This is a genomic window from Halomonas sp. HAL1 (assembly GCF_030544485.1).
Classification (GTDB): Bacteria; Pseudomonadota; Gammaproteobacteria; order Pseudomonadales; family Halomonadaceae; genus Vreelandella; species Vreelandella arctica.
This window is the reverse complement of the sequence record NZ_CP130610.1, coordinates 3,689,075-3,714,627: the sequence shown is the minus strand read 5'-3', so window position 1 is coordinate 3,714,627 and position 25,553 is coordinate 3,689,075. Positions and strand designations below refer to the sequence as shown.

Annotated in this window: 24 protein-coding genes; 20 read left to right on the top strand and 4 right to left on the bottom strand. The window is 55.5% G+C overall.

The window, feature by feature from the left end:
• The first annotated feature begins 115 nt into the window (after positions 1-115).
• From Q3Y66_RS17290 to Q3Y66_RS17280, 3 genes are all read left to right on the top strand, one after another.
• Positions 116-574 carry a hypothetical protein gene (locus Q3Y66_RS17290; RefSeq protein ID WP_139041590.1) on the top strand — a complete coding sequence of 153 codons (459 nt, stop codon included), beginning with the start codon at positions 116-118 and terminating at the stop codon, positions 572-574.
• Positions 575-978: 404 nt separating this feature from the next.
• Positions 979-1,431, top strand: coding sequence for a hypothetical protein (locus Q3Y66_RS17285; protein ID WP_008959301.1), 453 nt, complete (start codon positions 979-981; stop codon positions 1,429-1,431).
• 90 nt (positions 1,432-1,521) lie between these two features.
• On the top strand, positions 1,522-2,439 hold the full coding sequence (locus Q3Y66_RS17280; RefSeq protein WP_008959302.1) for a HEPN domain-containing protein: 918 nt from the start codon (positions 1,522-1,524) through the stop codon (positions 2,437-2,439).
• A 283-nt stretch (positions 2,440-2,722) separates the two neighbouring features.
• Here the strand turns inward: Q3Y66_RS17280 and Q3Y66_RS17275 are convergent, their stop codons facing one another.
• Positions 2,723-4,294 (bottom strand): cryptochrome/deoxyribodipyrimidine photo-lyase family protein, encoded by a 1,572-nt coding sequence (locus tag Q3Y66_RS17275; protein WP_008959303.1) that lies wholly within the window; start codon positions 4,292-4,294, stop codon positions 2,723-2,725.
• 138 nt (positions 4,295-4,432) lie between these two features.
• Here Q3Y66_RS17275 and Q3Y66_RS17270 point away from each other — a divergent pair, with 138 nt between their 5' ends.
• Complete coding sequence (locus Q3Y66_RS17270; protein ID WP_008959304.1) at positions 4,433-4,735, top strand: antibiotic biosynthesis monooxygenase; 303 nt, start codon at positions 4,433-4,435, stop codon at positions 4,733-4,735.
• A gap of 61 nt (positions 4,736-4,796) precedes the next feature.
• Here the strand turns inward: Q3Y66_RS17270 and Q3Y66_RS17265 are convergent, their stop codons facing one another.
• Positions 4,797-5,723, bottom strand: a complete 927-nt coding sequence (locus Q3Y66_RS17265; RefSeq protein WP_008959305.1) for a 1,4-dihydroxy-2-naphthoate polyprenyltransferase — start codon at positions 5,721-5,723, stop codon at positions 4,797-4,799.
• Between the two features lie 232 nt (positions 5,724-5,955).
• Between Q3Y66_RS17265 and Q3Y66_RS17260 the strand changes: the two genes are divergently transcribed.
• Genes Q3Y66_RS17260 through menH form a run of 3 tightly spaced genes read left to right on the top strand, consistent with a single transcriptional unit; the run spans position 5,956 to position 9,771 of the window.
• On the top strand, positions 5,956-7,281 hold the full coding sequence (locus Q3Y66_RS17260) for an isochorismate synthase MenF (RefSeq protein WP_008959306.1): 1,326 nt from the start codon (positions 5,956-5,958) through the stop codon (positions 7,279-7,281).
• A gap of 5 nt (positions 7,282-7,286) precedes the next feature.
• Positions 7,287-9,023 carry a 2-succinyl-5-enolpyruvyl-6-hydroxy-3-cyclohexene-1-carboxylic-acid synthase gene (gene menD, locus Q3Y66_RS17255; protein ID WP_035587312.1) on the top strand — a complete coding sequence of 579 codons (1,737 nt, stop codon included), beginning with the start codon at positions 7,287-7,289 and terminating at the stop codon, positions 9,021-9,023.
• Positions 9,013-9,771, top strand: coding sequence for a 2-succinyl-6-hydroxy-2,4-cyclohexadiene-1-carboxylate synthase (menH, locus tag Q3Y66_RS17250; protein WP_008959308.1), 759 nt, complete (start codon positions 9,013-9,015; stop codon positions 9,769-9,771). Before menD ends, menH begins: the two co-directional genes overlap by 11 nt.
• 6 nt (positions 9,772-9,777) lie before the next feature.
• Here menH and Q3Y66_RS17245 read toward each other — a convergent pair whose 3' ends face one another.
• On the bottom strand, positions 9,778-11,247 hold the full coding sequence (locus tag Q3Y66_RS17245; RefSeq protein WP_008959309.1) for an anion permease: 1,470 nt from the start codon (positions 11,245-11,247) through the stop codon (positions 9,778-9,780).
• A 299-nt stretch (positions 11,248-11,546) separates the two neighbouring features.
• Here Q3Y66_RS17245 and frdA point away from each other — a divergent pair, with 299 nt between their 5' ends.
• The 7 genes from frdA to Q3Y66_RS17210 are packed head-to-tail and all read left to right on the top strand — an operon-like array spanning position 11,547 to position 18,183.
• Positions 11,547-13,334, top strand: a complete 1,788-nt coding sequence (frdA, locus tag Q3Y66_RS17240; protein ID WP_008959310.1) for a fumarate reductase (quinol) flavoprotein subunit — start codon at positions 11,547-11,549, stop codon at positions 13,332-13,334.
• Positions 13,331-14,143, top strand: coding sequence for a succinate dehydrogenase/fumarate reductase iron-sulfur subunit (locus Q3Y66_RS17235; protein ID WP_008959311.1), 813 nt, complete (start codon positions 13,331-13,333; stop codon positions 14,141-14,143). Before frdA ends, Q3Y66_RS17235 begins: the two co-directional genes overlap by 4 nt.
• Before the next feature lie 13 nt (positions 14,144-14,156).
• Positions 14,157-14,552, top strand: a complete 396-nt coding sequence (locus Q3Y66_RS17230; RefSeq protein ID WP_008959312.1) for a fumarate reductase — start codon at positions 14,157-14,159, stop codon at positions 14,550-14,552.
• Between the two features lie 2 nt (positions 14,553-14,554).
• Entirely contained in the window at positions 14,555-14,938 is a 384-nt protein-coding gene (gene frdD / locus Q3Y66_RS17225; protein ID WP_008959313.1) for a fumarate reductase subunit FrdD, read from the top strand.
• A gap of 46 nt (positions 14,939-14,984) precedes the next feature.
• Positions 14,985-15,845 (top strand): 1,4-dihydroxy-2-naphthoyl-CoA synthase, encoded by an 861-nt coding sequence (menB, locus tag Q3Y66_RS17220; RefSeq protein ID WP_008959314.1) that lies wholly within the window; start codon positions 14,985-14,987, stop codon positions 15,843-15,845.
• A complete protein-coding gene (gene menC / locus Q3Y66_RS17215; RefSeq protein ID WP_008959315.1) occupies positions 15,845-16,789 on the top strand; it encodes an o-succinylbenzoate synthase in 945 nt (314 codons plus the stop codon). The genes menB and menC overlap by 1 nt, the downstream gene beginning before the upstream one ends.
• Positions 16,786-18,183, top strand: a complete 1,398-nt coding sequence (locus tag Q3Y66_RS17210) for an AMP-binding protein (protein WP_008959316.1) — start codon at positions 16,786-16,788, stop codon at positions 18,181-18,183. Before menC ends, Q3Y66_RS17210 begins: the two co-directional genes overlap by 4 nt.
• Before the next feature lie 35 nt (positions 18,184-18,218).
• On the opposite strand, the gene Q3Y66_RS17205 is transcribed toward Q3Y66_RS17210, so the two are convergent.
• Positions 18,219-19,499 (bottom strand): Zn-dependent hydrolase, encoded by a 1,281-nt coding sequence (locus tag Q3Y66_RS17205; RefSeq protein ID WP_008959317.1) that lies wholly within the window; start codon positions 19,497-19,499, stop codon positions 18,219-18,221.
• Between the two features lie 194 nt (positions 19,500-19,693).
• On the opposite strand from Q3Y66_RS17205, the gene Q3Y66_RS17200 reads away from it, so the two are divergent.
• The 6 genes from Q3Y66_RS17200 (at position 19,694) to Q3Y66_RS17175 (ending at position 25,542) form a co-directional block, all read left to right on the top strand.
• The gene (locus tag Q3Y66_RS17200; protein ID WP_008959318.1) at positions 19,694-21,067 is read left to right on the top strand and encodes an aspartate aminotransferase family protein; all 1,374 of its coding nucleotides are present in this window, start codon (positions 19,694-19,696) and stop codon (positions 21,065-21,067) included.
• A 29-nt stretch (positions 21,068-21,096) separates the two neighbouring features.
• A complete protein-coding gene (locus Q3Y66_RS17195; protein ID WP_008959319.1) occupies positions 21,097-22,593 on the top strand; it encodes a CoA-acylating methylmalonate-semialdehyde dehydrogenase in 1,497 nt (498 codons plus the stop codon).
• Positions 22,594-22,687: 94 nt separating this feature from the next.
• Positions 22,688-23,308: a TetR/AcrR family transcriptional regulator gene (locus Q3Y66_RS17190; RefSeq protein ID WP_008959320.1), complete on the top strand. Its 621-nt coding sequence runs from the start codon at positions 22,688-22,690 to the stop codon at positions 23,306-23,308.
• 141 nt (positions 23,309-23,449) lie between these two features.
• Positions 23,450-23,911, top strand: coding sequence for an Hsp20/alpha crystallin family protein (locus tag Q3Y66_RS17185; RefSeq protein WP_008959321.1), 462 nt, complete (start codon positions 23,450-23,452; stop codon positions 23,909-23,911).
• 36 nt (positions 23,912-23,947) lie between these two features.
• Positions 23,948-24,346, top strand: a complete 399-nt coding sequence (locus Q3Y66_RS17180) for an Hsp20/alpha crystallin family protein (protein WP_008959322.1) — start codon at positions 23,948-23,950, stop codon at positions 24,344-24,346.
• 143 nt (positions 24,347-24,489) lie between these two features.
• Complete coding sequence (locus Q3Y66_RS17175) at positions 24,490-25,542, top strand: class I fructose-bisphosphate aldolase (protein WP_008959323.1); 1,053 nt, start codon at positions 24,490-24,492, stop codon at positions 25,540-25,542.
• Positions 25,543-25,553: the final 11 nt, after the last annotated feature.

Genomic DNA, 25,553 nt, shown 5'->3' with positions numbered 1-25,553 from the left:
AAAAATTATGGATTTGGAAGCGTCTTGCAGGCTGCATTTTTGGGCAATCATATCGGCGAGCTCATCCAATCATAAGACTCGCTGTCTAATACCTGTTAGCTGATAGAGGTATACCATGAATCGAAAACCTCCAGTGGATGTAAAAAGAACACTTAGAGAGGAGGTTGGATTTGGTTGCCCTGTTCCAGACTGCGGGCTGCCTTATCTTGAATGGCATCACTTTGATCCTCCATGGCATATAGAGAATCATCACGATCCATGCGGGATGATTGCTTTATGTAGAGAACACCATATTCAGGCAGATAATGGTGCATTTACAAAAGTGCAGCTCCATGATTTTAAGAAAAATGGAAAAGAGAATTGGTCACAAGTGCGTGGCAAGTTCAATTGGATGCGAAATCGTCTGCTTGCCGTTGTTGGTAGCAACTTCTACTACGAGACGCCAGTAATTTTCGAGTTCAAGGAGCAACCTATAATTTGGTTTGAGAGAGATGAAAACGACTACTTGCTTCTTAATCTTCATATGCTCTCTACAAGTGGAGAAGCTAGGGCTTTCATAAAAAACAATGAATAGTTCAATGTTGGTGGCGAAGAGGATATTGACTGCCCACCATCTGCTAAGAAAGTGAAGATAAGCTATTCGAATGGAGATTTGGTTTCCGTTGAGTTTTTTGAATTAAACACAATTGAAGAAGCCCAGAAACGTTATCCGGAAGCCCGGGTTTCCGGGTGGCCCATTGAATTGCCTGTTACAGCAGTAGAAGTAACGAACATAGTTGCGAATTCAGGGCTCGAGTTTAATGCAAAAGAAACAAAGTTCGGCATGGGTAACGTCATTAAAAATAGCTTTGCATCGAACTGCAGAGTCGGAATATCAATCAGCTAACCATTAGCGCAAGCGAACCATTTTTTCTGGCGCGGTTACGCCACCAGATCGGCCGTTTGCATGACGTTACGTGGAAAATGGGAGCTAAGTGAATGGCTTATGCCGATTATGTGCCGAGAAAAGTTTGGGATGAAAGGTATGAGTGGTTGCGCCAAGTGGAGGAAGATAGCCAACACCCATTGGCCTCGTATCTCCTGAGTTCACAAGGTATCTTTGTCGCATATGATATTGAAGCGGCTTTTTGTGCTGGCGCTTGGGTTTCTGTAATTATTTTGGCACATGCTGCCATAGACGCAACAATGCGAGATACGGAGGCTTTGGATTATCGTTCTAACTCGAAAGTCATATTCAATGATGATCCTGATTTGGAGTGGCTTAGGAAAACCAGAAACGCACTGGTGCATGTTTCCGAGAGCGGTCAGTCTAAGTTCTTGCCAGAAGGTGAAATGGACAATGTTGCTGAGTATCACGATTCGTTAAGAGAAGCAGCAGAGAAATCAATTCGGCTATTGTTTAAGGCTATTTATGCAAATCCAGGCATATAACCAAGTGCATCAATTCGCTACGGCCTTCGGCCCGCCGGACTTGCTCCTGCGTCGCTCGCTGTTGTGCATGGCGTTAGGTGCTTTGATGCGATGAAACAGACTTACTTCTTTCCTTTGTCGTTTCTAATCCCAAATTTCGAGGGGGAAACGATAAACGTCGGCCAGTTTTCGTTGCGTAAAAGGCGCTGGGATACATCCACATTTGACTTTGCGACTTTGGCCACAAAACACAAGCTTCACCTGCCATATCAACTGATGGATGTGCTTATTGGCAAGTGCAATTGCGAGCTTGCGATTGCGGGAAAAGACACGTTCGAAGCAGCGGCTGATACGCTCCAAAGTTTTCGATTGGGTCTTTATCTACAAGGAGTTTCTCCGTTTCTTGTCCCCTACAGCACCACTGAATCTATCAACGATTACTCCGGAGTCAATGAGCGAGATTCTGCGATAAGTCGCGGGGTGCTACCCAAAATTGAATCTGCATTTTCCTCCCATAATCACGAGCTTGAAGCCTGGCCGATGGAGTTAACAACTCAATGTATGGTAATACCAAGCGCTTTTGGTCTGAACTCGCAAAAAATTGAGTCTGCGGTCGCGTTTGCCCAGGCTTGGGGAGAGCTAGCGTCGGATAATCCCACGCTTCAAGTTGTCACGCGTACATCTGCTTCAGCAGTCGTCCTAGGTTCGTATGAGCAGTCGATCCTCCACATCTGGACAGCTATCGAAGCTCTTTTCAAATCAGTTAGCTCAGAAGTTAATTTTCGTTTGTCGTTATATCTTGCACAGTTGTGTGCCGAAGGTGAGGCGCGGAAGGTCTTCCATTCGAACGCTAAGTCTGCATACAACATACGAAGTAAGATTGCGCATGGCGCGTCTAAGAAGGTCACGTTCGAGCAATGGAAGCAAGCCTGGGATCTCTTGCTTGCATCGGTCTCCGCGATTGAGAAAAGGGGCCGACTCCCAAATGAAGAGGATCTTTTAGATGAACTTCTATCAGCAAGCACCTAACCATCGCAGGCAATGGGACAAAATTTTCGCGTACTACAATTTTGCCCGTGCTGCGTTACTTAGGCACTTTCCTGTCAACTCAGTAAGCAAATGTCGCCTGTACCTCAGACGAAACGCAGGATGGGTATCTACTGGCGGCATCACTAAAGTATTTCGATAATAATATCAACAATGTGGCGAATGACGGGCTCCTTCTCATAGCGCATATGCCATGCCGTGTTGTTCCTCGATGCGGCAGCGCCTTCTTTAGAAGAGATTAATGAGCCATACCCCATCATAACCGCTACATATCTTCCAACCCCCACTCATCAAACAGCGAAAGCTGCTGTCGATTATCGGCTTTCGCTTTTTTAGCCCGCCGAGCGGGCGGCCGCCGTTGGCTAGCCAGCTTATCCACAATTGCTTGGCTGGCGTCTCTGGCTTCTGGCGTGCGACGCAACTCATATAGCATCTTCTTCCAGTGGCGCGCCTCACACTCAAAGTCGCTGGGCAGTGGGTAGTGCTTGCCGGGTTGAAAGCCGAACCGCTGGCGTAGGCTTTCGGGCAGCGCCCAAGGCTTGGCGCGCCACTCTAACGGCAGTGGCGTTAATTCCGGCACCCAGCGGGCGACAAACTCGCCGCTGGGGTCGTTATCCTGCGCCTGTTTGATGGGGTTATATACCCGCAGTGCATTGGTGCCCGTGGCGCCTGCTTGCATCTGCACCTGGGGGTAGTGAATGCCCGGTTCGAAGTCGGTAAACAGTCGTGCTAAATGCAGCGCAGGTTCCACCCAGTGCAGCCCCAGGCCAAAGGTGGCGTGGGAAATCAGCATGGCGCGCATGCGAAAGTTGATCCAGCCGGTGGCGATCAGGCTGCGCATGCAGGCATCTACCAGCGGTACGCCGGTCTGACCTTGCTTCCAGGCAATCAGGTTGGGATGGTCTGGATCGCGCTCACGCAGCGCGGGGTGCAGCGTTTGCGACTCTATGCTCGGTTCACTTTCCAGCTTTTGAATAAAGTGGCAGTGCCAGTGTAGCCGGGAAGCAAAGGCGCGCAGTGAGCGTGACAACGGCGTGTCTTCCGCATGCTTTTTCCGCTGGCGGCGCAGCGACTGCACCACTTCGCGCATAGAAAGAGTGCCCCAGGCCAAGTGGGGCGAAAGCCGTGAGCCAAATTCCCAGGCCAGCAGCGGTTTAGAAAGTGAGCCGCGATAGCGCCGCCCGCGCTGGCTTACAAAACTGCGCCACACTGCACGGCCTTCACTTCGTCCTCCTGGCTGGCGCTCGGGGCAGGGCGTGGTATCAAACCCTAGCGTCAGGCCGTGAAGCTGCTGGACGTCAATATGGTGGAAGGCTTGCCAGCCCTCAGCCGCCTGGGCTTTTTGCGGGGCAGTGGCGGTGGGCGCCGTCATTAACGCTTCCCACTGCTCTTCCCATGCGTTGCGGTCATCTACTCTGGATTTTAAACCACGCACTACGCCGTGCTGGCGCGCTTCATGCCATGGCGTGTCGTGCTGCTGGCACCAAGCTTTGACGTCGAGGTCGCGGCCAAAGCTCCAGGCGTTGCCGGTTTCCTCGTGGGAGTGAAGGACAAGCTCTCCATAGTGCGCTTTAAGCGCGGCCAGCAGGTCAAGCATGCTGCCCTGCCATAGGCACAGCGGCAAGCCCAGCGTTCCCAGCGCTTGAGCGAGATCAGCCAGCGAGTCGGCCGCAAATTGCCAGTGGCGCAGCGCGCTGTCCGACGCCTGCCACTGCTCAGGTTCAATGGCGAATACGGGCAACACGGGGCCAGCCGCGGCTGCGTTTGAAAGCGGCGCGTGATCATGAATGCGTAAATCGCGTTTGAACCAAACGACCTGAATGGGTGCCTTAGCCATTTGTTACCTGGGCGATGCGGGCTATTCGCCGGGAAGCTTATTCGTGATGGGAGCTATTCGTCATAACCCCAGAACGTTACCATCAAGCCACTATTTACGTCACTTACCTAGCAGAACCCGTTGAACAGGAGCGTCATTATGTATATCGCCATGAACCGTTTTCGGATTGCCCCAGGCCGCGAAGAGGACTTTTTAGAGGTGTGGCGCAACCGTGACTCTCACCTGGATGAAGTGCCAGGCTTCAAGCAATTTAAGATGCTGCAGGGTGAAAGTCAGGAAGATCACACTGTGTTTATCTCCCACAGCGTTTGGGAGTCGGAAACGGCCTTCCGCGACTGGACCAAGTCAGACGCGTTCCGCAAAGCGCATGCCAATGCTAAAGCGCCGGAAGGTATCTACCTTGGCCCGCCCAAGTTTGAAGGTTATGAAGTCGTGCTGTAAGGCTCAGATCGCTAACGTTAGTCGACTGGCAGCGGGGTGGTAGCCCCGCTGTTAGGGGGAACTAAAACAATACTAAGCCAATAGACAGCAGCACGCTGTAAAGCAGCGTCGAGATAGCGGTTTTCTTCAGCATGCCGGTTAGAATCTCGCCATCACGGGTATGGCTTAAGGTTTTGGCGGCATCAATTAGCGGCTTAGCCACCAGCAGGCAGCTCCATCCCACCCACGGCACCGGTAGTGCAACCAAATAGATTAGAGTGAGTGCCAGCGCCAACCCCAGCAGCGACCAGTGATACCTAATAGCGTTAGCGCGGCCCAGCCGCACTGCCAGGGTGATCTTGCCGTTACGCGCATCGCTTTCGATATCGCGCACGTTATTGACATTGAGCACGGCGGTTGCCAGCAACCCACACGCCGCCGCGGGTAGAAACGGTAGCCAACTTAGCTGCTGTACATGAAGGTAGTAAGTGCCTATTACCCCCAGTAGCCCGAAAAAAATAAAGACCGCAACGTCCCCCAGCCCCCGATAACCATAGGGCGTGCCACCTAGCCCAACGGTATAGGTCACTGCAGCCAATAAAGAAGCCGCCCCTAGCAGCACGAAGGTAAGAATCTCGCCCCACTGGTTGCCAAAGGCGGTCACCAGTAAGAGTAGCCCCAGCAGCGTGGCAGCAAGCGCGGTTATCACCATTCCCTTGCGCATTGCTTGGGGGCTCAGTAGGCCAGAGGAGACTGCACGCACAGGGCCGATACGCTGCTCGTCGTCAGCACCCGAGGCCGCATCACCATAGTCGTTAGCTAGATTTGAGAGCACTTGCAGCGCAATAGCCGTTAACAGAGCAAGCAGCAGCACGGCAGGATTAAAGGCCTGGGTTGTCGCCGCCAGTCCGCTGCCCAGCAGAATAGAAGCGCACGCCAGTGGTAAGGTGCGGGGGCGGGCTGCGAGTAGCCAAGCCTGGCGTTGACGCTGCTTAGCGAGTGGTTCCATTACGTCGATATCCTGTTAACTATTCGCGGGTAAAAAACGGGTAAAGCGCAGCAGTAAGAAACATGCAAGTATGTATGATTAATTGCTGAAAAGCAGATCTAAGTCAAAAAAACCTCATCGCTTTACGCCACACTGCGAATACTCCATACACCTTTAGTCTACGTGAGAATTGGCGGGTTATTTAGACAATACAAATATGAGGCGTTAGCAACGCTTACCTAAAAGGTTATTTATGTATCCCACCGGCCCTATTGAAGCACTTAAGCACCAGCTTGATACGCTTTGTGAAACCGCTAAAAAGGGGTTTGTTCGCCTTAATACCCCTTGCCAGGTAGATAGCTTGATAGGGTGGCTAAACGTGCAAAGCGTGTTACCTCACATTTACTGGAAATCACGTGATGCTGACGCCGTCGAGCATGTGACGCTGGGGGCTGTTAAAGCGTTTGATTCGCTGGTGGCGCTTCAGGCTGACCTAGCCGCGCTGGCAGGTATTGGCGGCGAGCAGCCGGATTACTTTGGTGGTATGGCCTTTGACCCTGATTCGCCTGGGTGGCAGCACTTTCCTGGCTGTCACTTTTTGCTGCCGCGTATAGAGCTTAGGCGACAGCAAGCTGGTGCGACGCTATCACTCAATCTGCGCTTTGATGATCGCTGCCCAGAGGCCGAGATAGTCCAGGCTCGTGTCTGCTTGGCTGCCCTGGAAGAGGAGCAGCCGCTGCCTTGCTTGCTGCCGCATGTTTATCAGCGTGAAGACCATCCTGCGCAGAAAGAGTGGGCGGCGTCGGTAGAGCGGGTCACTCATCCCGACCATCTGAGTCACACCCCCAAAGTAGTGCTCTCCCGGGAGACCTGCCTGACGACAACTGAAACGCCCAACCCCTGGGCGTTGCTGGCACGCTGGCAGGCCGGAGCCGCCGACTGTTTTCACTTTGGCGTTCAATTGACAACGCATGAGGCGTTTATCGGCTGCCCGCCGGAACGGCTCTACAAGCGTAAAGGCAGGCATTTAATGACCGAGGCGCTGGCGGGCACTACGCGCCGCGGGCGGGATGCCCAGCAAGATCAAACGCTTGCCGATGGGCTACTGGCCGATAAGAAAAACAGCCTGGAAAACCAATGCGTCTATCAGCAGCTTTTGACCCAGCTTGAGCCACTTTCTGCTCAAGTCCAGATGAGCGAGGCGCATATTGTTAAGCTGTGCTCGGTGCAGCATATCCGCCGTCTGATTCACGCCGAGTTGCACCGAGACGTCACCGACCAGCAACTGCTTTCAGTGCTACCGCCTACCCCGGCGGTAGGTGGCGTTCCCCGTGAATCTGCGTTGGCATTTATTCGCCATCATGAGCGTCATCAACGCGGCTGGTACGCGGGCGTCTTCGGCAAAATCAGCCACGCCAGCAGCGAGCTAGCAGTAACCATTCGCTGCGCCCATATCGGCCCGGAAGCGATTCGACTCTATGCCGGTGCAGGCATTGTGGCAGGCTCCCAACCGGACGAGGAGTGGCGCGAACTGGATACGAAAATCGCTGGCATTATGTCGCTACTAGGGATGGGATAATGCATATGACAGCACCTGTATCTACCGGTTTTGCCATCCAACATGCCACCTTTAATCATGTGTGGGCTGCGCTGACGCTGGAAGAACTCTACCGCTTAGGTGTGCGCGATGTGGTGCTGGCACCGGGCTCGCGCTCATCGCCTTTAACAATGGCCGCCAGCGAACATGCCGGCCTACGCTGCCATTGCCACTTTGATGAGCGCGGGCTGGGGTTTATGGCGCTGGGTATTGCCCGGGGCAGTCAGCGCCCGGTCGTTATTATCACTACCTCAGGCACCGCTGTAGCCAACCTTTATCCGGCGGTAGTGGAAGCCAAACTGCTCGGCGTGCCGCTCATTGTGCTCTCTGCCGACCGCCCCATTGAACTGCTGGATAACGGCAGCAATCAGGCGATTGATCAGCGGGATATTTTCTCCCGCCACACTATTGTTCACCATGACTTGCCGCCGCCAGATGCTGAGATCAAAGCAGCGTTTCTACTCAGCACGCTTGACCAAGCTGTTGACCAGCAACGCCGTACGCCTGGGCCCATCCACATTAACTGCCGTTATCGCGAACCGCTTTATCCCGGCAGTTGCCTGGTGGATGCCAGTGACTATCTTGCCCCGCTGGGGGATTGGCTGACGACTTTAAAACCGTGGAGTTATTGGTCATCCAGTCCTGCGGTTCCAGCACTTAACAACGAGTGGAAAACGTTTGCCCAGCAGCGGGGCCTGATTGTTGTAGGCAGTGTTGATGATGCCCATCAGGCGCAGCATGCTATTGAGCTATCCAAGCAACTCGGCTGGCCGCTGCTGGCCGACATACAGAGCCAGGTTCGGTTTGACCCTCACAACCTGATTCACTTTGATCTGGCGTTGCATGATGAACGTTTCAGCGCTGAAATCGCTAAGGCAGAAGTGCTGCTTCAGTTTGGTGGCCGGCTAATCTCCAAGCGGTTAAGCCAATTTATTGCCCAGCATCCATGGCAGGATGTCTGGTTGGTTGATCCGCTGCCCCAGCGGCTGGATCCTGACTACTGCGTTAAACGCCGTTTGATAGGCTCGGCTGCTGACTTTATCGCTGATTTGCCCACGATGCCGAAACAGCCTCCCTGGCATCAGCTGAATAGCCTCCAACGCCGCACTAGCCAGCTTGTAGAGGAGCGCTGTACCGCATTCTCAGAATTGGGCGTTTGCCACCAGCTCTCGCAGCTGGCTGAAGGGCAGCTGTTTATAGGCAACAGCCTACCCGCGCGGCTAATGAATATGCTGGGTACGCAACGCCAAACGCCGCTGCGAGTATTTGCCAATCGCGGCGCGTCGGGTATCGATGGTCTGATCGCGACGGCTTACGGCCTCAGCTGCACCCATTCACAGCCCACTACGATTGTACTGGGAGATACCAGTGCGCTACATGATCTCAATAGCTTGGCGCTTTTAAAGCAGGCCTCCCAGCCCCTGGTGGTGATTATCCTCAATAATGATGGCGGCAGTATTTTCCATATGCTGCCGGTGCCTAAAGAGAGTGGGCTGCTGGAGCGCTATTACCGCCAGCCTCACGGCTTGCACTTCGAGCATGCAGCGAAGATGTTTGGGCTTAGCTACTTCGCGCCAGGGTCAATGGATACTTTTATAGCGGCCTACACTCAGGCCGTGCAGGCGGGCGTTACGTTGATTGAGATTAACGTGCCCCATCAGCAGGTAGCTGATGATCTCAAGAGTCTTGGTGAAGAGATTCGAGGGGTGCCGCGTGAGCAGTAAACCGCAGATGCAGATGCCGACCCTTATCATGCTGCATGGCCTGCTGGGCAACCGCCACGACTGGGCGGATGTGAGTGCTGGCTTGGATGGGGTAGATTGTCTGGCGCTGGACTTGCCAGGGCACGGCCAGAATCATCAGGTACGGGTAGCCTCGTTTGAGGCGTTTCATCACTGGCTTTGTGACACATTGATAGATCGAGGCATTAGCCGTTACTGCCTGCTGGGCTACTCCCTGGGAGGGCGCTTGGCGCTGTACCATGCCAGCCGTCAGCCGCCGGGGCTGGAAGCGCTCTGGCTGGAAAGTGCCCACCCAGGGCTGCCCGCCAGTGAGCGTTTTGCCCGAATTGCTCACGATGAACGCTGGGCAACACGCTTCGAGCAGGAGCCATTAGAGGATGTGCTTGCCGACTGGTATCAGCAGCCTGTATTCGCCGATCTTACCGAGGGCCAGCGCAGTCGGCAGATTCAGCGCCGTCTAGTGAACCGTGGGTCAGCCATCGCTAACATGCTGCGGTCAACTTCCTTGGGTCATCAGCCGTCACTATGGTCGTGGTTGGAAAATACCACGCTTCCAGTGAGCTACTTTTCGGGGCAGCGAGACATCAAGTTCCACACTCTGGCGTCTCATCTAGCAACGATGGCCCCGCGCCTGCGCCATATCACGCTGGAAGGGGGCCACAATCTTCATGCTGAGCAACCAAAGATGATCGCTCAGCCGCTCAATGCCTGGTATCGCACGCTAGGCTAATGTTTATCAGCTGATCAGCATTAACCAGGGCAGGCCGATCACCAACCAAACCACCAGGAATAGCAGTCCGAAGATCGCCCCTAGACGCCAAAAGAGTGCGCTGGGCAGGTAGCCGCTGCCGTAGTAAACCGGGCTTGGCCCTGTGCCGTAGGGCGTGAGAATGCCCATAAAGCCAAGTGTGGGCAGTAGTAGCAGGATAAACATCTGCATATCCAGCCCGGCAATGCCTGATGCCGCTGCCAGAATTACCGGTAGCAGGGCGGTGACATGTGCCGTCACGCTGGCAAAGAAGTAGTGCAATAGATAGAAGATGACCACCAGCGCCACCATGGCCATTAGCGGGTCGAAGTGGCTTATCTGTCCGCCAACCACGCTGCCAAACCAGTTAACGAAGCCTACTTGGCTAAGCCCGCCCGCTAGCGCCACCAGGGTGGCAAACCACACAAAGGTATTCCAGGCTGCTCGATTATCGAGAATATCGCTCCAGGTCACAATGCCAGTTAACAGCATGCCGCAGATCACCAGTAGACCCACCAGCGAGCCAGAGATAATGTCGCCCGCAAAAATCCATAGTAGCAGGGCAGTGACCACCATAATGACCAGCATTATTTCATGGCGAGTCAGTGCCCCCAGCTTGGTTAACTCCTGCCCCGCCCAATCGGAGATTTCATTACCCGCTTTCACTTCGGGCGCGCATAGCCAGTAGCTCAGCAGCGGCACCAGCAGAAGCAGCAGTATGCCGACAGGTGCAACTGCCATAAACCACTGCCCCCAGTTGATATGGATACCGGTGGCGCTCTCGGTGAGCGCGATCGCCAATAGATTGGGTGCCAGAGCGGTCAAAAATAGCGAGCTGGTCACACAGGTAGAGGCCAGCGCCGTCCACATTAAGAAGCTACCCATGCGCTTCATGCTGGGATCGTTGGGGTGCGAATCGTAAAGCGGCGGCAGGTTGCGAATCACGGGATAAATCGTGCCCCCACTGCGCGCGGTGTTGGAGGGCGTAAAGGGCGCCAAAATGCCATCGGCAATCATCACCGCGTAGCCGAGGGTCAAGGTGCGTTTTCCCATTGCCTTGACCAGCCAGAGCGATATCCGTCTGCCCAGTCCGGTTTTTTCGTACCCCAGGGCAAACATAAAAGCGCCGAAAATCAGCCACACAGTGGAGTTGGTAAAGCCCGAGACCGCCCACGAAAAGGCTTGGCCTGCGGCATTAAATCCTTCGGTCGCTAGTTGCTCGGGAGAGAACAGCACCCATCTGGAAAGAAGTGCCACCAGGGTAACGCCGATCAGCCCCACCACTGCGCCTGGTAATGGTTCAAGAATCAGGCCCACAACACAGCCCAGGAAAATAGCGAAGAAGTACCACGCATGAGGCGCTAGCCCCGGGGGAGTGGGTATCAGCGCGATGATAATAGTAACGGCTAGCGGTGCTAATAGTTTCCATCGCGGTGAGGATTGAGCATTGCTGTTCATGCGGCCGCTCTCTTCTATGTTTAATAGTAAACGTTTTTACAGGGGGATCTCTGCCAAGCGCAGCGGTAAGAGAAGCACAGCGTCAGAGAGCGAAGTAAATTAGAGCCAGGATGTTATGGCCCTAATATCGGCTTAGCACCACCCTGGTTTGTACTTTTCTTGACGCGGGTCAATAGTTCTTTAGACCAATGCGCAATAAAAATTTTGCTGACCAGGGGTATGGTAGTTTCAATCCAGGATAGGGCCTCGAAGAGCGTCGCATTTGCGGCCTTTGCACCTAGCGAACGGAAGGGATTGTCATGCAGCAGCGAGATTTCGATATCGTTATTGTGGGTGGTGGGGGAGCAGGCTTACGCGCTGCTATTGGTGCCGCTGAACACGCTAAGGAGCACAAGACCCCTCAACGAATTGCGCTGCTGTCCAAGGTTTATCCCATGCGCTCGCATACTGTGGCTGCTGAAGGTGGCGCTGCCGCAGTTACCAGCCCCGAAGACTCGCATCAGGCACATTTTGATGACACGGTGTCAGGCGGCGATTGGCTGGTGGAACAGGGTGTGGCCGATTACTTTGTCCATCATGCTTATCAAGAACTGGTGCAGATGGAGCGATGGGGCTGCCCCTGGAGCCGAAAAGACGATGGCCAAGTGCAGGTGCGCCGCTTTGGAGGCATGAAAACGGCCCGCACCTGGTTTGCGGCCGACAAAACCGGCTTCCATATGCTCCACACGCTGTTTCAGACCTCACTCAAATATCCTGAAATCGAGCGTTTCGATGAGTACTTCGTACTCGACCTGGCCGTTCACGAGGGCGCTGTGATCGGCGTGATTGCGCTTCAAATTGCCACCGGTGAACTGACCCTGCTGCGCGCAAAGGCGGTGGTGCTCGCCACCGGTGGCGCTGGGCGCTTGTTCCGCTTCAATACCAATGCGGGCATTGTCACTGGTGACGGCATGGCGATGGCCTATCGTCACGGTGTGGCGCTGCGGGATATGGAGTTTGTCCAGTACCACCCCACCGGCCTGCCCGGTTCTGGCATTTTAATTACCGAAGCGTGCCGGGGCGAAGGTGGCATTCTGCTCAATAAGGATGGCTATCGTTACCTGCAGGATTACGGCCTGGGCCCGGAAACTCCGCTGGGCAAGCCGGAAAACAAGTACATGGAACTGGGGCCACGGGACAAGCTTTCCCAGGCATTTTGGCAGGAGCAGCAGGCGGGCCGCACCGGCAAGTTTGGCGACAGCGATGTGGTCTATCTCGACCTGCGTCATTTAGGCGAAAAGACCATTCTGGAGCGCCTGCCGTTTATCTGCGAGCTGGCGAAAGCCTACATCAACGTCGACCCTGTTAAAGAGCCGATTCCCATTCGCCCGGCGGTGCACTACACCATGGGCGGTATTGAAACCGATCCTAAGTGCGAAACCTCAATCGCCGGGCTCTACGCCGCCGGGGAGTGTGCTTCTGTCGGTTTGCACGGTGCCAACCGCCTGGGCTCCAACTCGTTGACAGAGCTGCTGGTGTTTGGTCGCTTAGCCGGTGAACAAGCAAGCAAGCGCGCAGCACAAACCGAGTGGGCCGATGAGCGTCTGTTGGAAGCCCAGGGCGATCGCCAACAAGCCAAACTGCTGCGGCTCTGTGATGGAACCGGGGGTGCAGAGAACTGGGTAGCACTCAAGCACGCCATGGTACAAGCCATGGAGAACGGCTGTGGGATTTACCGCACCGAAGAGGGTATGCGCCATTCGCTGGCTACCATGCGCCAGCTACGTGAGCGCTTTAATAAGGTTCGCGTTAACGATACCAGCAAGATCTTCAATACCGAGTTGCTTGAGTGTCTTGAACTAGAGTGTGGCCTGGATATTGCCGAAGCCTCTTGTTTGGGGGCGCTGGAGCGCCGTGAATCCCGTGGCGCCCACCAGCGCTTGGATGAAGGTATGCAGAAACGTGATGACGTTAACTACCTCAAACACAGCCAGGTGTTCTATCAAGGCGATGCTCATGCTGAGTTGCGCTGGCAGGACGTTGATGTGCGGTTTTCTGCCCCCGCTGAACGGGCTTATGGCGATGCGGGTAAGGGGAGTAAAGCATGAACACCGATCAAATCACTGCCAAGCGTGTTAGCACTAATAACATCGGTACTAATAACATCAGTACTAAAAACATAAGTACCAAGCACATCAGCGTCAAACGCTACCTGCCGGATAATTCGACGGAGTCCTACTGGCAGGCGTACGACTTACCGGTGGATGACAGCACATCCCTGCTGGATGCCCTCAACCATATTAAAGAGCAGCTCGATAGCACCTTGAGCTACCGCTGGTCCTGCCGGATGGCGATTTGCGGCTCCTGCGGGGTCATGGTGAACGGCATTCCCAAGCTGGGCTGCAAAACCTTCCTGCGCGATTACGAGGGAGAAATTCGCATTGAACCGCTGGCGCACTTCCCCGTGCAGCGGGATCTGGTGGTGGATATGGAGATATTCCTGGAGCATCTGGCGGCGGTGAAGCCCTATTTGATTGACGACAACCCGGTGAAAGCGTTTGACCCGCAAGCGCCGGAAACCTACCGCCAGACACCTGAACAACTTGAACGCTATAAGCAGTTTGCTAACTGCATAAACTGTGGGCTTTGTTACTCAGCCTGCCCGCAGTTTGGGCTGAACCCTGAGTTCCTTGGCCCAGCGGCGATAACGCTGGCCCACCGCTACAACCTGGATAGCCGCGACCACGGTAAGAAACAGCGCATGGCGGAGCTCAATCGCCATGAAGGGGTGTGGAGTTGCACGTTTGTGGGGTTCTGCTCCAAGGTCTGCCCCAAACACGTTGACCCGGCCGCGGCGGTGAATCAGGGCAAGGTTGAGGCGGCCAAACACACGCTTATCGCGCTGTTTAAAGGGTAGGGGGAGCATCATCATGGATAAATCATCAACACAACGCTTGCCGCCGCTGAAACGCACTTGGTGGCTGAAGCACGGCTTTTTTAAGCTCTATATGCTGCGTGAAGCCACGGTACTGCCGCTGCTGTTTTTCACGTTCTGCTTACTCGCCGGTATGTTTGCTCTTCTGCAAGGGGCAGAAAGCTGGCAAGGGTGGATCGCCTTTATGGGCTCTCCCATCGTATTAGTGCTGAATCTTCTCGCACTGGCCGCCAGCTTGTTTCACGCTGCCACCTTCTTTGTACTGTTTCCGCGGGTCATGCCGCTACGCATCGCCGGGCATAGCCTGCCTGACCAAGTCATTGTTGCTGGGCAGTGGGCGGGAGTCGTAGCGGTCGCGCTACTGTTTTTCTGGCTATTGGGGAGGGCATGAGCATGGAAAAAATAGCCATCAGTAAACATAAACAAGCCTTTGATGAACCGCTCTGGTGGGGGCTGTTTAGCGCGGGCGGTGTCTGCTTTGCCGTCTTCCTGCCTGCCGTTATTCTCTTTATCGCTATTCTACTGCCTCTTGGCCTGTTGCCTGCCGAGGCGCTGAGCTATGAACGAGCCTCAAAGCTGCTGTTTAGCGTACAGGGCTTTCTGTTTGTTGGGGCAGTCGTTTGCTTGCCACTATTTCATGCCGCCCACCGCCTGCGCCATGGGATGTTTGATATCAGCGTGGGCAATGACGCACTTAACAAAAAGCTGATGTACGGTGGCGCTGCGCTGCTCAGCATGGTGGCGCTGGGCTTGGTCGTCATAGGTATGCTGGGTTAAACGGCGCGCTGTCAGCATTCGTCCCAACTGATAAAAAGAGACTGACATGATTAACGGACTCACTGAAACGGAACTCTATGGCCCGGTAGAGTGGCAGGATCGCTCAGATGGCTATCAGGATATTTTGTACCACACCACTGCCGACGGCATTGCGCGCATCACCATCAACCGCCCCGAGGTGCGCAACGCCTTTCGCCCGCTAACGGTTAGCGAGATGGCCCAAGCGCTAAACCGCGCTCGCCACGACAGCACCATTGGCGCCATTCTGCTTACGGGTGCAGGCGACAAAGCGTTCTGTTCCGGCGGTGACCAGCGCATTCGCGGTGACTACGGCGGCTACCAGGATGAAGAGGGCACCCACCACCTCAACGTGCTGGATTTCCAGCGCGATATTCGCACCTGCCCCAAGCCGGTGGTCGCCATGGTGGCGGGCTACGCCATTGGCGGCGGTCATGTTCTGCATCTAATGTGTGATCTGACCATTGCCGCCGATAACGCTGTCTTTGGCCAAACCGGCCCTAAAGTAGGCTCCTTCGATGGCGGCTACGGCGCCTCTTATATGGCGCGCATTGTGGGCCAGAAAAAGGCCCGGGAGATCTGGTTTTTGTGCCGCCAGTACAGCGCCGCTCAAGCGCTGGAAATGGGGCTTGTTAATCACGTGGTGCCGCTGGAAGAGCTGGAAAAAGAGAGCGTGCGCTGGTGCCGGGAAATGCTACAGCATAGCCCCATGGCGCTGCGCTGCCTAAAAGCCGCGCTCAATGCCGACTGCGACGGTCAGGCCGGGCTGCAGGAGCTAGCGGGTAACGCCACCATGCTCTACTACATGACCGAAGAGGGGCAGGAAGGGCGTAACGCCTTCAACGAAAAGCGTCGCCCGGACTTCTCCCGCTACCCCCGTAACCCTTAATGCAACTGGCGCTCTACCGCTACTCTCTACCGTTCCGTCAGCCGTTGATGTTTAAAGGAGAGCGGCTGGAGAATAGAGAGGGGCTGTTAGTTTCCATTAATGGCCAGTGGGGCGAGATTGCCCCGCTACCTGGATTCTCGACTGAAACGCTGGTGGAAGCTGAAGCCGAAAGTCTGGCTTGCTTGGTTGCTTTGAGCCGAGGCGAAAAAGTCTCCCCAACGCTGCCGTCAGTGCAGTTTGGGTTTGACTGCGCCCAACGCGTTTGGCCACTCAATCTTCCATCGCCTTTACCGCCCTACCCGCTGCTCCAGGGGGAGCCAGCAGAATTGATACAGTCTCTTTCAACCTCCCATTGGCAAGCGTCGCCACCGTCTCGGCTCAAGTTAAAGGTGGCACGCTATGCCATGGAGGAAGAACTGGCGCTGATCGAAAAGCTTGCCGCGCGGCTGCCCACTACTAAGCTGATTCTGGATGCCAATAGCGGCTGGGCGCGGGAAGAAGCCCAGCGCTTCTGTGAGCGCCTACCTCTTGCGCAAATCGACTACCTGGAAGAGCCCTGCGCTGCCTTTGCTGACACCATCGCCGTGGCAGAAGCGACTGGGGTAGCCATTGCCCTGGATGAAACCCTCTCGCGCAGGGAAGAGTGGAACTATCACCCGCAGCTTAAAGCCCTGGTGATCAAACCCACGCTGATTGGCTCGCTAAGCGACTGCGAGGTACTTGTTCAGCGGGCACGGGCGGTCAATCTATGCGTGGTAGTTTCCTCCAGCTTTGAATCCGATTTAGGCCTTGGGTTGCTTGCCCGGTTGGCTAGCGAGTGGGCGCCTCATGAGCCACCGGGGCTGGATACCGGTCTCTGGCTTACCGAGCGCGTGACCACTGCCGGAGGCGGAGTGATGACAGAAAGCTTGCATTGTCTCTATAAAATGGAAAATTCAGCGTGAAAGATACTTGCCCTATTTACTACTGGGCCAAAGAGACCCCTGAGAAAATCGCCATAGAGGCGGGTTCGGTGAAGCTTAGTTACCGAACGCTCAACCGCCGCGTAGCGTGTTTAGCACAGCAACTGGCTCGGAAAGGTTTTGTGCCAGGTGATCGGCTAGTCGTCCCTGCCAAAGGCTCGCTTGAATCCTTGCTGCTGGCGTGGGCCTGCCTGCGGGTCGGGGTGATTTTCTGCCCGCTTAACCCAGCATTTCCTGTTACTCAGCAGCTTGGCCTGGCCAAGCGTTTGCGGGCTGGCCGCGTTTGCCAGACGGAAAGTGACAATGATTACGCTTCAAAGCTAACGCCGATCACTCTCGATTTCCGGGAGGAAGCTGATGCAGGTGAGCCTCCGGCGCTTGATGGTAGCCAGCTGTGTAACACCATTTTCACCTCCGGCTCCAGCGGCACGCCCAAGGCGGTGCTGCATCGTGTGGCCAATCATTTGGCCTCGGCGCGGGGATCGGCGGTGGTTATTCCGGTTGATCAAAACAGTGGCTGGCTGTTGTCGCTACCGCTGTTTCATATCGGTGGCTATGCTATTCCGTTCCGCGTTTTTATGGCCGGTGGGCGGGTGATTCTCGATGGCGATCCGCAAACGCTTCCCGCGCGCCTTGAGCAGCAATCAATCACCCATCTTTCGCTAGTGCCCACCCAGCTTTGGCGGCTGCTGAAAGCGGGCTTGACGCCTAAGAGCACTCAACTGCGCGAGCTGCTGCTGGGCGGTGCGGCCATTCCTGCGCCGCTGGTGGTGCAGATGGCATTCCTGGGGCTGACGCCGAAGGTTAGCTATGGGCTATCCGAGATGGCCAGCCAAGTCTGCACTGGTATACCTACCGCGCCGGGCGTCGTCGGCAGGCCGCTGCCAGGCCGTGAGGTGAGGGTTGTTGAAGGTGAGATACAGGTGCGCGGCGAGACTCTATTCTGCGGTTATTTGAATAATGGCGAGGTTGACCCAGCGCTCAACGATCAGGGCTGGTTTGCCACCCGCGATAAGGGGCACTTCACCACGGAAGGCGCGCTAGTGGTGGAAGGGCGGCTTGATAATGGTTTTATCTCCGGCGGCGAGAATATTCAGCCAGAAGCCATTGAGCAGCGCTTGGTTGATCACCCTGGCGTTGCCCAGGCGTTAGTCGTACCGGTGCCCCACCCCGAGTGGGGCGAGCGCCCAGTGGCGTTTATCGATTGGCATGGAGAAGCCGTGACAGAACAGGCGATAAGTGCCTGGGTACGCGAGGCGCTACCCGGCTTTATGGTGCCCGATGCCTGGCTGGCCTGGCCGCCAGGAGTGGGCTTTAAACCCTCCCGCAGGCAGTTTGCTGAGCTGGCACGGGCACACGTAAATTTTGCCGTTTAGCGACGCGACCTTTTAAACCTTTCTCTTTATTCGGCTTATTCAGCTAGGTCAGCGTCAGTGCCAGCGGCATCCAGCATAGCGTGGAGTAACACATTGCAACCTGCATGGACATGCTCCGGCGTGGCGCTTTCGATCTCGTTGTGGCTGATGCCATCCTTGCAGGGAATAAAGATCATGGCGGCGGGGGCGACGCGACCCACAAACATCGCATCGTGGCCTGCACCGCTGATGATATCCATATGGGAGAGACCAAGCTTTTCTGCCCCTTGGCGAACCGCATCAACGCATTCTTTATTGAAATATTCCGGAGCAAAATCCGCCGTAGGCGTTAATTCATACGCCAGCCCATGACGTTGGCAAATTTCTTCCACGGCGGCTTCGACAGCTTGGCCCATCGTGATAAGCGCTTCAGGCTCCCAGTGGCGCATGTCCAGGGTCATTTTGACTTGGCCGGGAATCACGTTACGCGAACCAGGGTGTAGGGTCATACAGCCGACCGTGCCGCGCCCGTGGGGCTGGTGCTCATTGGCAATACGGTTGAGCGCCTGAGTAACTTCCGCCGCACCCATCATGGCATCGCGGCGTAGGTTCATTGGCGTGGGGCCCGCATGGGCTTCCAGCCCAGTCAGCGTTAAGTCGAACCACTTCTGACCAAGCCCGCCGATCACCACGCCAATGGTAGTGTCGGTATCTTCCAGGATCGGGCCCTGCTCAATGTGCGGTTCAAAGTAGGCTTTTATCTCACTTGGCGACACGTTATCGCTTCCGCGGTAGTGGATGGCGTCCAAGGCATCACTAACCGTCACGCCATCGGCATCGGTGCGCGCCATCATGGCGTCAAATTCCAGCTCGCTAGTAAATACGCCGGAACCCATCATGCAGGGCGGAAAGCGGCAGCCTTCTTCGTTGGTCCAGGCGACGACTTCGATAGGGGACTGAGTAGTAATGTTGTGCTGGTTAAGGGTGCGAATCACTTCCAGGCCGGAGAGTACGCCGAAGCAGCCGTCGTACTTACCACCGGTAGGCTGGCTATCCAGGTGGCTGCCCGCCATGACGGTTTTGGCGTTAGGATCGCTGCCTTCCCGGCGGGCAAAAATATTGCCGATATTATCAATGCGAATCGTGCAGCCCTCTGCGCGGCACCACTGGATAAAGAGATCCCGCCCCTGGCGCTCTAAATCGGTAAGCGCTTGGCGGTTGACGCCGCCTTTGGCGGTGGCGCCTAGCTTGGCCAACTCCATTAGCGATTCCCAAAGGCGATCGCTGTCAGTGCGTAAGTCAGCGGTAGCGATTTTCGGTTCAGTAAGCGAGTTCATATCAATTCCTTTTATTGAGCACGGACGAAGCTGGCGACTCCCCGATTTATTATTTGGCTCATTGCTAGAGTAGAGATAAAAAAGCCAGTAATACGTATAGATCCTCTAACGTGAACAAAAGAAAAGCGTAATTTTATAAACGTGTGTGGTGGCGCATGCTGAGACCATGTCTCATAGCGATGGAGCTAGACACCATGTTTGGAATAAAAAGCAAAACCAAGACACAAGCCTCACCTTCTTCGATGGGGGATGCCCCCTCAAAAACGGCACTTAATCAGCACTACTGGATGCCGTTTAGCGCCAACCGCGATTTCCACGCCAACCCGCGTGTCATCGCCGGGGCGGAAGGGCGTTACTACATTGATGACCAGGGTCGTAAGCTGTTCGATTCGCTTTCCGGGCTATGGACCTGCGGCGCGGGACATAACCGCGAAGAGATTCAAAAAGCCGTGTCGGCGCAGTTAGGTAGCCTCGACTTTGCGCCAGGTTTTCAGCTTGGCCATCCGCTGGCGTTTAAACTGGCGGAAAAGGTTGCCAGCCTCACACCTGCCGGGCTTGACCATGTATTTTTCACTAACTCGGGTTCTGAAGCCGCCGATACCTCGGTCAAAATGGCCAAGGCCTACTGGCGGTTAAAAGGGAAGCCTGAGAAAACCCGCATGATTGGCCGCGCCAAGGGCTATCACGGGGTGAATATTGGCGGTACCAGCCTGGGCGGTATCGGTGGTAACCGGAAACACTACGGCCAATTATTGGATGTGACGCACCTACCCCACACCCTTCAAGCGGGCCATGCGTTCACCCGTGGTCAAGCGGAAACCGGCGCCGAGCTTGCCGATGCGCTGCTCGATCAAATCGCCCTTCACGATGCCTCTACTATTGCGGCGGTGATTGTTGAGCCGATGTCTGGCTCGGCGGGTGTGATCGTACCGCCAAAAGGTTATTTGGATCGACTACGCGAGATCTGCACCGCTAACGATATTCTGCTGATTTTCGATGAAGTGATCACCGCCTTTGGGCGCAGCGGTGCGACCACCGGCGCGGAAGCGTTTGGCGTGACGCCGGATATCATGAACGTGGCCAAGCAGATCACTAACGGCGCCATACCTATGGGCGCGGTCATTGCTTCCAGCGAGATATTCGACACCTTCATGAACGCTGGTGGCCCCCAACACGCCGTTGAGTTCTCCCATGGGTACACGTATAGCGCCCACCCAGTGGCGTGTGCTGCGGCGCTAGCGTCGCTTGAAATGATGGAGCGTGAAAACTTCCCCGCTCAGGTGAGCGCCATCGCGCCGACTTTTGAGCAGAAGCTGCACGCCTTGAAAGGCCGCAATCACGTTGTCGATATTCGTAACTACGGCTTGGCCGGTGCCATTCAGCTAACCCCCCGCGACGGCGACCCAACGATCCGCCCCCGCGATGCGCACATGGCGCTTTGGGAAGCAGGTTTCTACGTGCGCTACGGCGCCGACACCCTGCAGTTTGGCCCTCCCTTTGGCACTACGGAAGCTGAGCTTGAGCGTTTGTTTGATGCCGTCGCGACCACCCTGGATTCACTGGCGTAACCCTGGCCAACCCTGTTTGGAGTTTCATGATGAGTGTTGTTTCCCACCTGATTAATGGTGAGTTAGTCGAGAGTAAGCGCACGCTGGATGTCACCAATCCCTCAACGGGCAAAGTGATTCGCCAGGTTGCTGATGCGGATGCCGCCGACGTAGAGCATGCCATTAGCGCCGCCCAGGCGGCTTTTCCCGCTTGGCGCGATACGCCACCCGCCAAGCGCGCCCAAGTAATGTACCGTTTTAAGCAGTTACTGGAAGAGCACGCTGACCGCTTAGTACAACTGGTCAGCGAAGAGCATGGCAAAACCCCAGAAGATGCGATGGGCGAACTCAAGCGTGGCATCGAGAACGTCGAGTACGCCTGCGGCGTACCGGAACTGCTCAAAGGCGAGTACTCCCACAACGTAGGGCCGGGCATTGATGCATGGTCAAACTTCCAGCCCTTAGGCGTGGTGGCAGGCATTACCCCGTTTAACTTCCCCGCCATGGTGCCGCTGTGGATGTACCCCATGGCCATTGCCTGTGGTAATACCTTTATCCTCAAGCCATCTGAGAAAGATCCGTCCGCTTCTATGGCCGTCGCCGAACTGCTGCAAGAAGCGGGGCTCCCTAAAGGCGTGATGAACGTCATTCAAGGCGGTCGCGAAGCAGTGGAAACACTCTTGGATGCCAAAGCCGTTAAAGCCATTTCGTTTGTCGGCTCAACGCCAGTGGCGGAAGCGATCTACTCTCGCGGGGCCGCCGCCGGTAAGCGCGTTCAAGCGTTGGGCGGGGCGAAGAACCACGCCGTGGTGCTGCCGGATGCTGACCTGGAAAACGCCGCCAACACGCTAATGGGCGCGGCTTACGGTAGCTGCGGTGAACGCTGCATGGCGATTTCAGTGGCGGTATGTGTTGGCGATGAAACGGCCAATCGTTTGGTCGAAACCATGCTGCCCAAAATCGCTCAGCTCAAAGTGGGCCCTGGCACTGACAAAGGCCTGGATATGGGCCCGCTGGTAACGGCAGAGCACCGCGATAAAGTGCTCGGCTTCATCGAAGATGGCGTTAACGCCGGGGCAACACTGGTTGCTGATGGCCGCAGCCTGAAAGTGGCTGGCCATGAAGAGGGCTATTTTGTTGGTGGCTGCTTGTTCGATAACGTTACCGCTGAGATGCGTATTTACCAGGAAGAGATCTTCGGGCCAGTGCTTTGCATCGTACGGGTCGGCAGTTTGGACGACGCCATGCAGCTAATTAACGATCATGAATATGGTAATGGCACCTGCCTATTCACCCGTGATGGCGAAGCCGCCCGTCGCTTTACCGACGGTATTGAGGTTGGCATGGTAGGGGTGAACGTACCGCTACCCGTGCCGGTGGCCTACCACAGCTTTGGCGGCTGGAAGCGTTCGCTGTTTGGTGACCTTCACGCCTACGGGCCGGACTCGGTGCGTTTCTATACCCGCCGCAAAGCGGTTTCCCAGCGCTGGCCGTCGGTGAGCGAGGCCACTCGGGCCGAGTTCTCGTTCCCCAACAATCAAAGTTGACGTCTTAGGGTAACTAGGACATCTTCTCAGCACCGTCGCCCTGCGATGGTGCTTTTTTTGGTGCGTACTTCAGACGTATAGGGACGAGGACAGCGTGGCGAGAACCCAGGACGAAATTCGGCAAACCAACGTAAAAAAGATTCTCCAAGCGGCAGAGCAGCTGTTTGCCGAAAAAGGCTATGCAGGTGCCTCAATGGGTGAAATCGCACAACTGGCAGAGATCCCCAAATCCAATGTGCACTACTACTTCTCGACCAAAAAAGCGCTGTATCAAGATGTCCTTTTAGAGCTTCTCGAAGTATGGAAACAGGATGCGCTGTGCTTTGAGCTTTACGATGATCCTCGCGTCGTGCTTTCCACCTATATTCGCGCCAAGATGACCCACTCCCGCAACCGCGCCCACGGCTCAAAAGTATGGGCGGCCGAAGTGATGCAGGGCGCCCCGATCCTTAAGGAGCGCCTGCGCGATAACCTCTATGAATGGGCCAAACTCAAAGAATCGAAAATTCGCGAGTGGGTCGAGTCGGGCCAGATCAATCCCGTCGAACCTTCCTACCTTCTATATATGATCTGGGCCTCTACCCAGCACTACGCCGATTTCGACTACCAAATCTACTTGCTCAACGACGACCAGCCGCTGGACGACTTACAGTTCGAAAAAGCCGTGCAGTCGGTGACCTCGGTGATCTTGCGGGGCATTGGGCTGACTTCGTAATGGCCGGTGAAAAAGCGAGAAAAATTGCTATTGAACCCCTTGAAAGCCTTTGAACTGCTCCTATTTTGCAGTTGATAGAGGCGCTGCTCTGTGACGTGGCGGCCTCTTTCGATCATCTGCTTAACGTAGGAGGTGTTCGCTATGTTCGACGATATTAAGCGTTTCGAAATCGGCTCGTCCCAGCAGTTGGATTGGTTTCGTCAACTGTTGGACGGCTTCTTGCCTGATGGCAGTGCGATGGACATTCGGGCGGTGCCACGGGGCAGTTTTCCGATGATCAATCTCGCTCGCAGCGATGATGCCGTGCGTGTCTATGTGTTTGCCGCAGGGCTGGCGCCCTCGGACTTGGCCATTGATATCCAGGATAACGTGCTTACCCTGCGTGGCAAGCGTGAGCCCGTCATCGGTAGTAATGAGGATGGCAGCTCGCGTCCGGTATATAGACGTGAGCGCCCGAGCGGTGAGTTCGTGCGGGCCATTGCACTACCTGATGGCCTAGATGCTGAGCGTGCTGAAGCGCACCACGCCCATGGTGTATTCGAAATCGTGCTGCCCAAGCGTGAAGAACTCAAGCCGCGGCGTATTGACGTTCAGGCGGCTTAAGTCATGTTTATTAACCTTGGTAAAGGAGGATAAATCATGAATAACGTTGTCCGTACCGCCAGCCACTCCCCGTTGCAGGAGCGCGGCGACATAAAACGTACTCAGGAAACGTTGCTGCCGGCAGTGGATATCATTGAGGAAGTCAGCGCCATCAAACTAATTGCCGATATGCCTGGCGTAACCCGCGAGTCGCTCAAAGTAGAGCTCGATAATAACGTGCTGAGTTTGGAGGGTGAGATAGCTCTGACTATGCCTGAAGGGCTGAGCGCGCTGCATGCCGAGGTGCGTGGCCAGCGGTTTGCGCGCCGCTTCAATCTCAGTCATGAAGTGGACAGTGATGCTATTACGGCCAGTATCACCAATGGTGTCGTGACCATTATGCTGCCGAAAAAGGATAGCCATCGCTCACGGCGTATCGATGTTCAGGCAGCATAAGGCAGAGCTGCTACCTACCGCCCTCGGAATTTTCTCTGTAATACGGGGGCGGTACTTTCCTTCTGCGCTATTTAAGCTCTATGCTCTAGTGAGGAAGTGTTTGTTTTACACTTTATTACAAATTAAGTAGAGAGGAGCCGACCATGACCGATATAGCCGCTTTGCTTGGCAGCGATGCTGATAGCTTGCTTAACCACACTTGCCAGGGGGTTCGTCGTGAGGACTTGCATCTCCCTGGCCCCGATTTCATCGATCGTGTGATGGCCGATAGTGACCGCAGCCCAGCGGTGCTGCGTAACATGCAGGCGTTCTTTGATCATGGCCGCTTGGCGGGCACCGGCTATCTTAGCCTGCTGCCGGTAGACCAGGGCATTGAACACTCGGCAGGCGCCTCGTTTGCGCCTAACCCGCGCTACTTCGACCCGGCCAACATTGTCGAGTTGGCTGTAGAAGGTGGCTGCAACGGCGTAGCTTCCACGCTTGGCGTGCTTTCGTCGGTGGCGCGGCGCTATGCTCACAAGATCCCGATGATGCTGAAACTCAACCATAACGAGACGCTGAGTTACCCGGCCATCTATGACCAGACATTATTTGCTGATGTAGAGCAGGCGCACGACATGGGCTGCGTGGCGGTTGGGGCGACCATTTACTTTGGCTCCCACGAGAGTCGCCGACAAATCATGGAGATCAGTGAAGCCTTCGAGCGCGCCCATCAGTTGGGGATGGTGACCGTATTGTGGGCATATCTGCGTAACCCGGATTTCAAGCAGGACGGCGCCGATTATCACGTCGCAGCCGACCTCACCAGCCAAGCCAACCACATGGCAGCGACCCTCAAGGCGGATATCGTCAAGCAGAAACTACCTGAGAATAACGGCGGTTACAAAGCGGTCGGATTCGGCCACACCCACGATGATGTTTACAGCAAGCTGACATCTGATCATCCGATCGACCTAGCCCGTTACCAGGTAGCCAACTGCTTTATGGGACGCGCCGGTTTGATCAACTCCGGCGGGGGCTCTAAAGGGCATTCTGACCTGGGTGAGGCCGTTCGCACGGCGGTGATCAACAAGCGTGCCGGGGGCATGGGCCTGATTTCCGGGCGCAAGGCATTCCAGAAGCCGATGAAGGAGGGCGTCGACCTGCTGCATGCCATACAGGATGTCTATCTCTCGACCGACGTGACGGTGGCCTGACCCTCCACTGG

Excerpts from the sequence above, each read along its gene's own strand:
- frdA (WP_008959310.1), top strand. The coding sequence starts at position 11,547 with ATGCAGCAGCGAGATTTCGATATCGTTATTGTGGGTGGTGGGGGAGCA.
- Q3Y66_RS17245 (WP_008959309.1), bottom strand. The coding sequence starts at position 11,247 with ATGAACAGCAATGCTCAATCCTCACCGCGATGGAAACTATTAGCACCG.
- Q3Y66_RS17265 (WP_008959305.1), bottom strand. The coding sequence starts at position 5,723 with ATGGAACCACTCGCTAAGCAGCGTCAACGCCAGGCTTGGCTACTCGCA.
- Q3Y66_RS17230 (WP_008959312.1), top strand. The coding sequence starts at position 14,157 with ATGGATAAATCATCAACACAACGCTTGCCGCCGCTGAAACGCACTTGG.
- Q3Y66_RS17275 (WP_008959303.1), bottom strand. The coding sequence starts at position 4,294 with ATGGCTAAGGCACCCATTCAGGTCGTTTGGTTCAAACGCGATTTACGC.
- frdD (WP_008959313.1), top strand. The coding sequence starts at position 14,555 with ATGGAAAAAATAGCCATCAGTAAACATAAACAAGCCTTTGATGAACCG.
- menC (WP_008959315.1), top strand. The coding sequence starts at position 15,845 with ATGCAACTGGCGCTCTACCGCTACTCTCTACCGTTCCGTCAGCCGTTG.
- Q3Y66_RS17235 (WP_008959311.1), top strand. The coding sequence starts at position 13,331 with ATGAACACCGATCAAATCACTGCCAAGCGTGTTAGCACTAATAACATC.
- menB (WP_008959314.1), top strand. The coding sequence starts at position 14,985 with ATGATTAACGGACTCACTGAAACGGAACTCTATGGCCCGGTAGAGTGG.
- Q3Y66_RS17200 (WP_008959318.1), top strand. The coding sequence starts at position 19,694 with ATGTTTGGAATAAAAAGCAAAACCAAGACACAAGCCTCACCTTCTTCG.
- Q3Y66_RS17290 (WP_139041590.1), top strand. The coding sequence starts at position 116 with ATGAATCGAAAACCTCCAGTGGATGTAAAAAGAACACTTAGAGAGGAG.
- Q3Y66_RS17195 (WP_008959319.1), top strand. The coding sequence starts at position 21,097 with ATGAGTGTTGTTTCCCACCTGATTAATGGTGAGTTAGTCGAGAGTAAG.
- Q3Y66_RS17180 (WP_008959322.1), top strand. The coding sequence starts at position 23,948 with ATGAATAACGTTGTCCGTACCGCCAGCCACTCCCCGTTGCAGGAGCGC.
- Q3Y66_RS17185 (WP_008959321.1), top strand. The coding sequence starts at position 23,450 with ATGTTCGACGATATTAAGCGTTTCGAAATCGGCTCGTCCCAGCAGTTG.
- Q3Y66_RS17175 (WP_008959323.1), top strand. The coding sequence starts at position 24,490 with ATGACCGATATAGCCGCTTTGCTTGGCAGCGATGCTGATAGCTTGCTT.
- Q3Y66_RS17280 (WP_008959302.1), top strand. The coding sequence starts at position 1,522 with ATGAAACAGACTTACTTCTTTCCTTTGTCGTTTCTAATCCCAAATTTC.
- Q3Y66_RS17285 (WP_008959301.1), top strand. The coding sequence starts at position 979 with ATGGCTTATGCCGATTATGTGCCGAGAAAAGTTTGGGATGAAAGGTAT.
- menD (WP_035587312.1), top strand. The coding sequence starts at position 7,287 with ATGACAGCACCTGTATCTACCGGTTTTGCCATCCAACATGCCACCTTT.
- Q3Y66_RS17205 (WP_008959317.1), bottom strand. The coding sequence starts at position 19,499 with ATGAACTCGCTTACTGAACCGAAAATCGCTACCGCTGACTTACGCACT.
- Q3Y66_RS17260 (WP_008959306.1), top strand. The coding sequence starts at position 5,956 with ATGTATCCCACCGGCCCTATTGAAGCACTTAAGCACCAGCTTGATACG.
- Q3Y66_RS17270 (WP_008959304.1), top strand. The coding sequence starts at position 4,433 with ATGTATATCGCCATGAACCGTTTTCGGATTGCCCCAGGCCGCGAAGAG.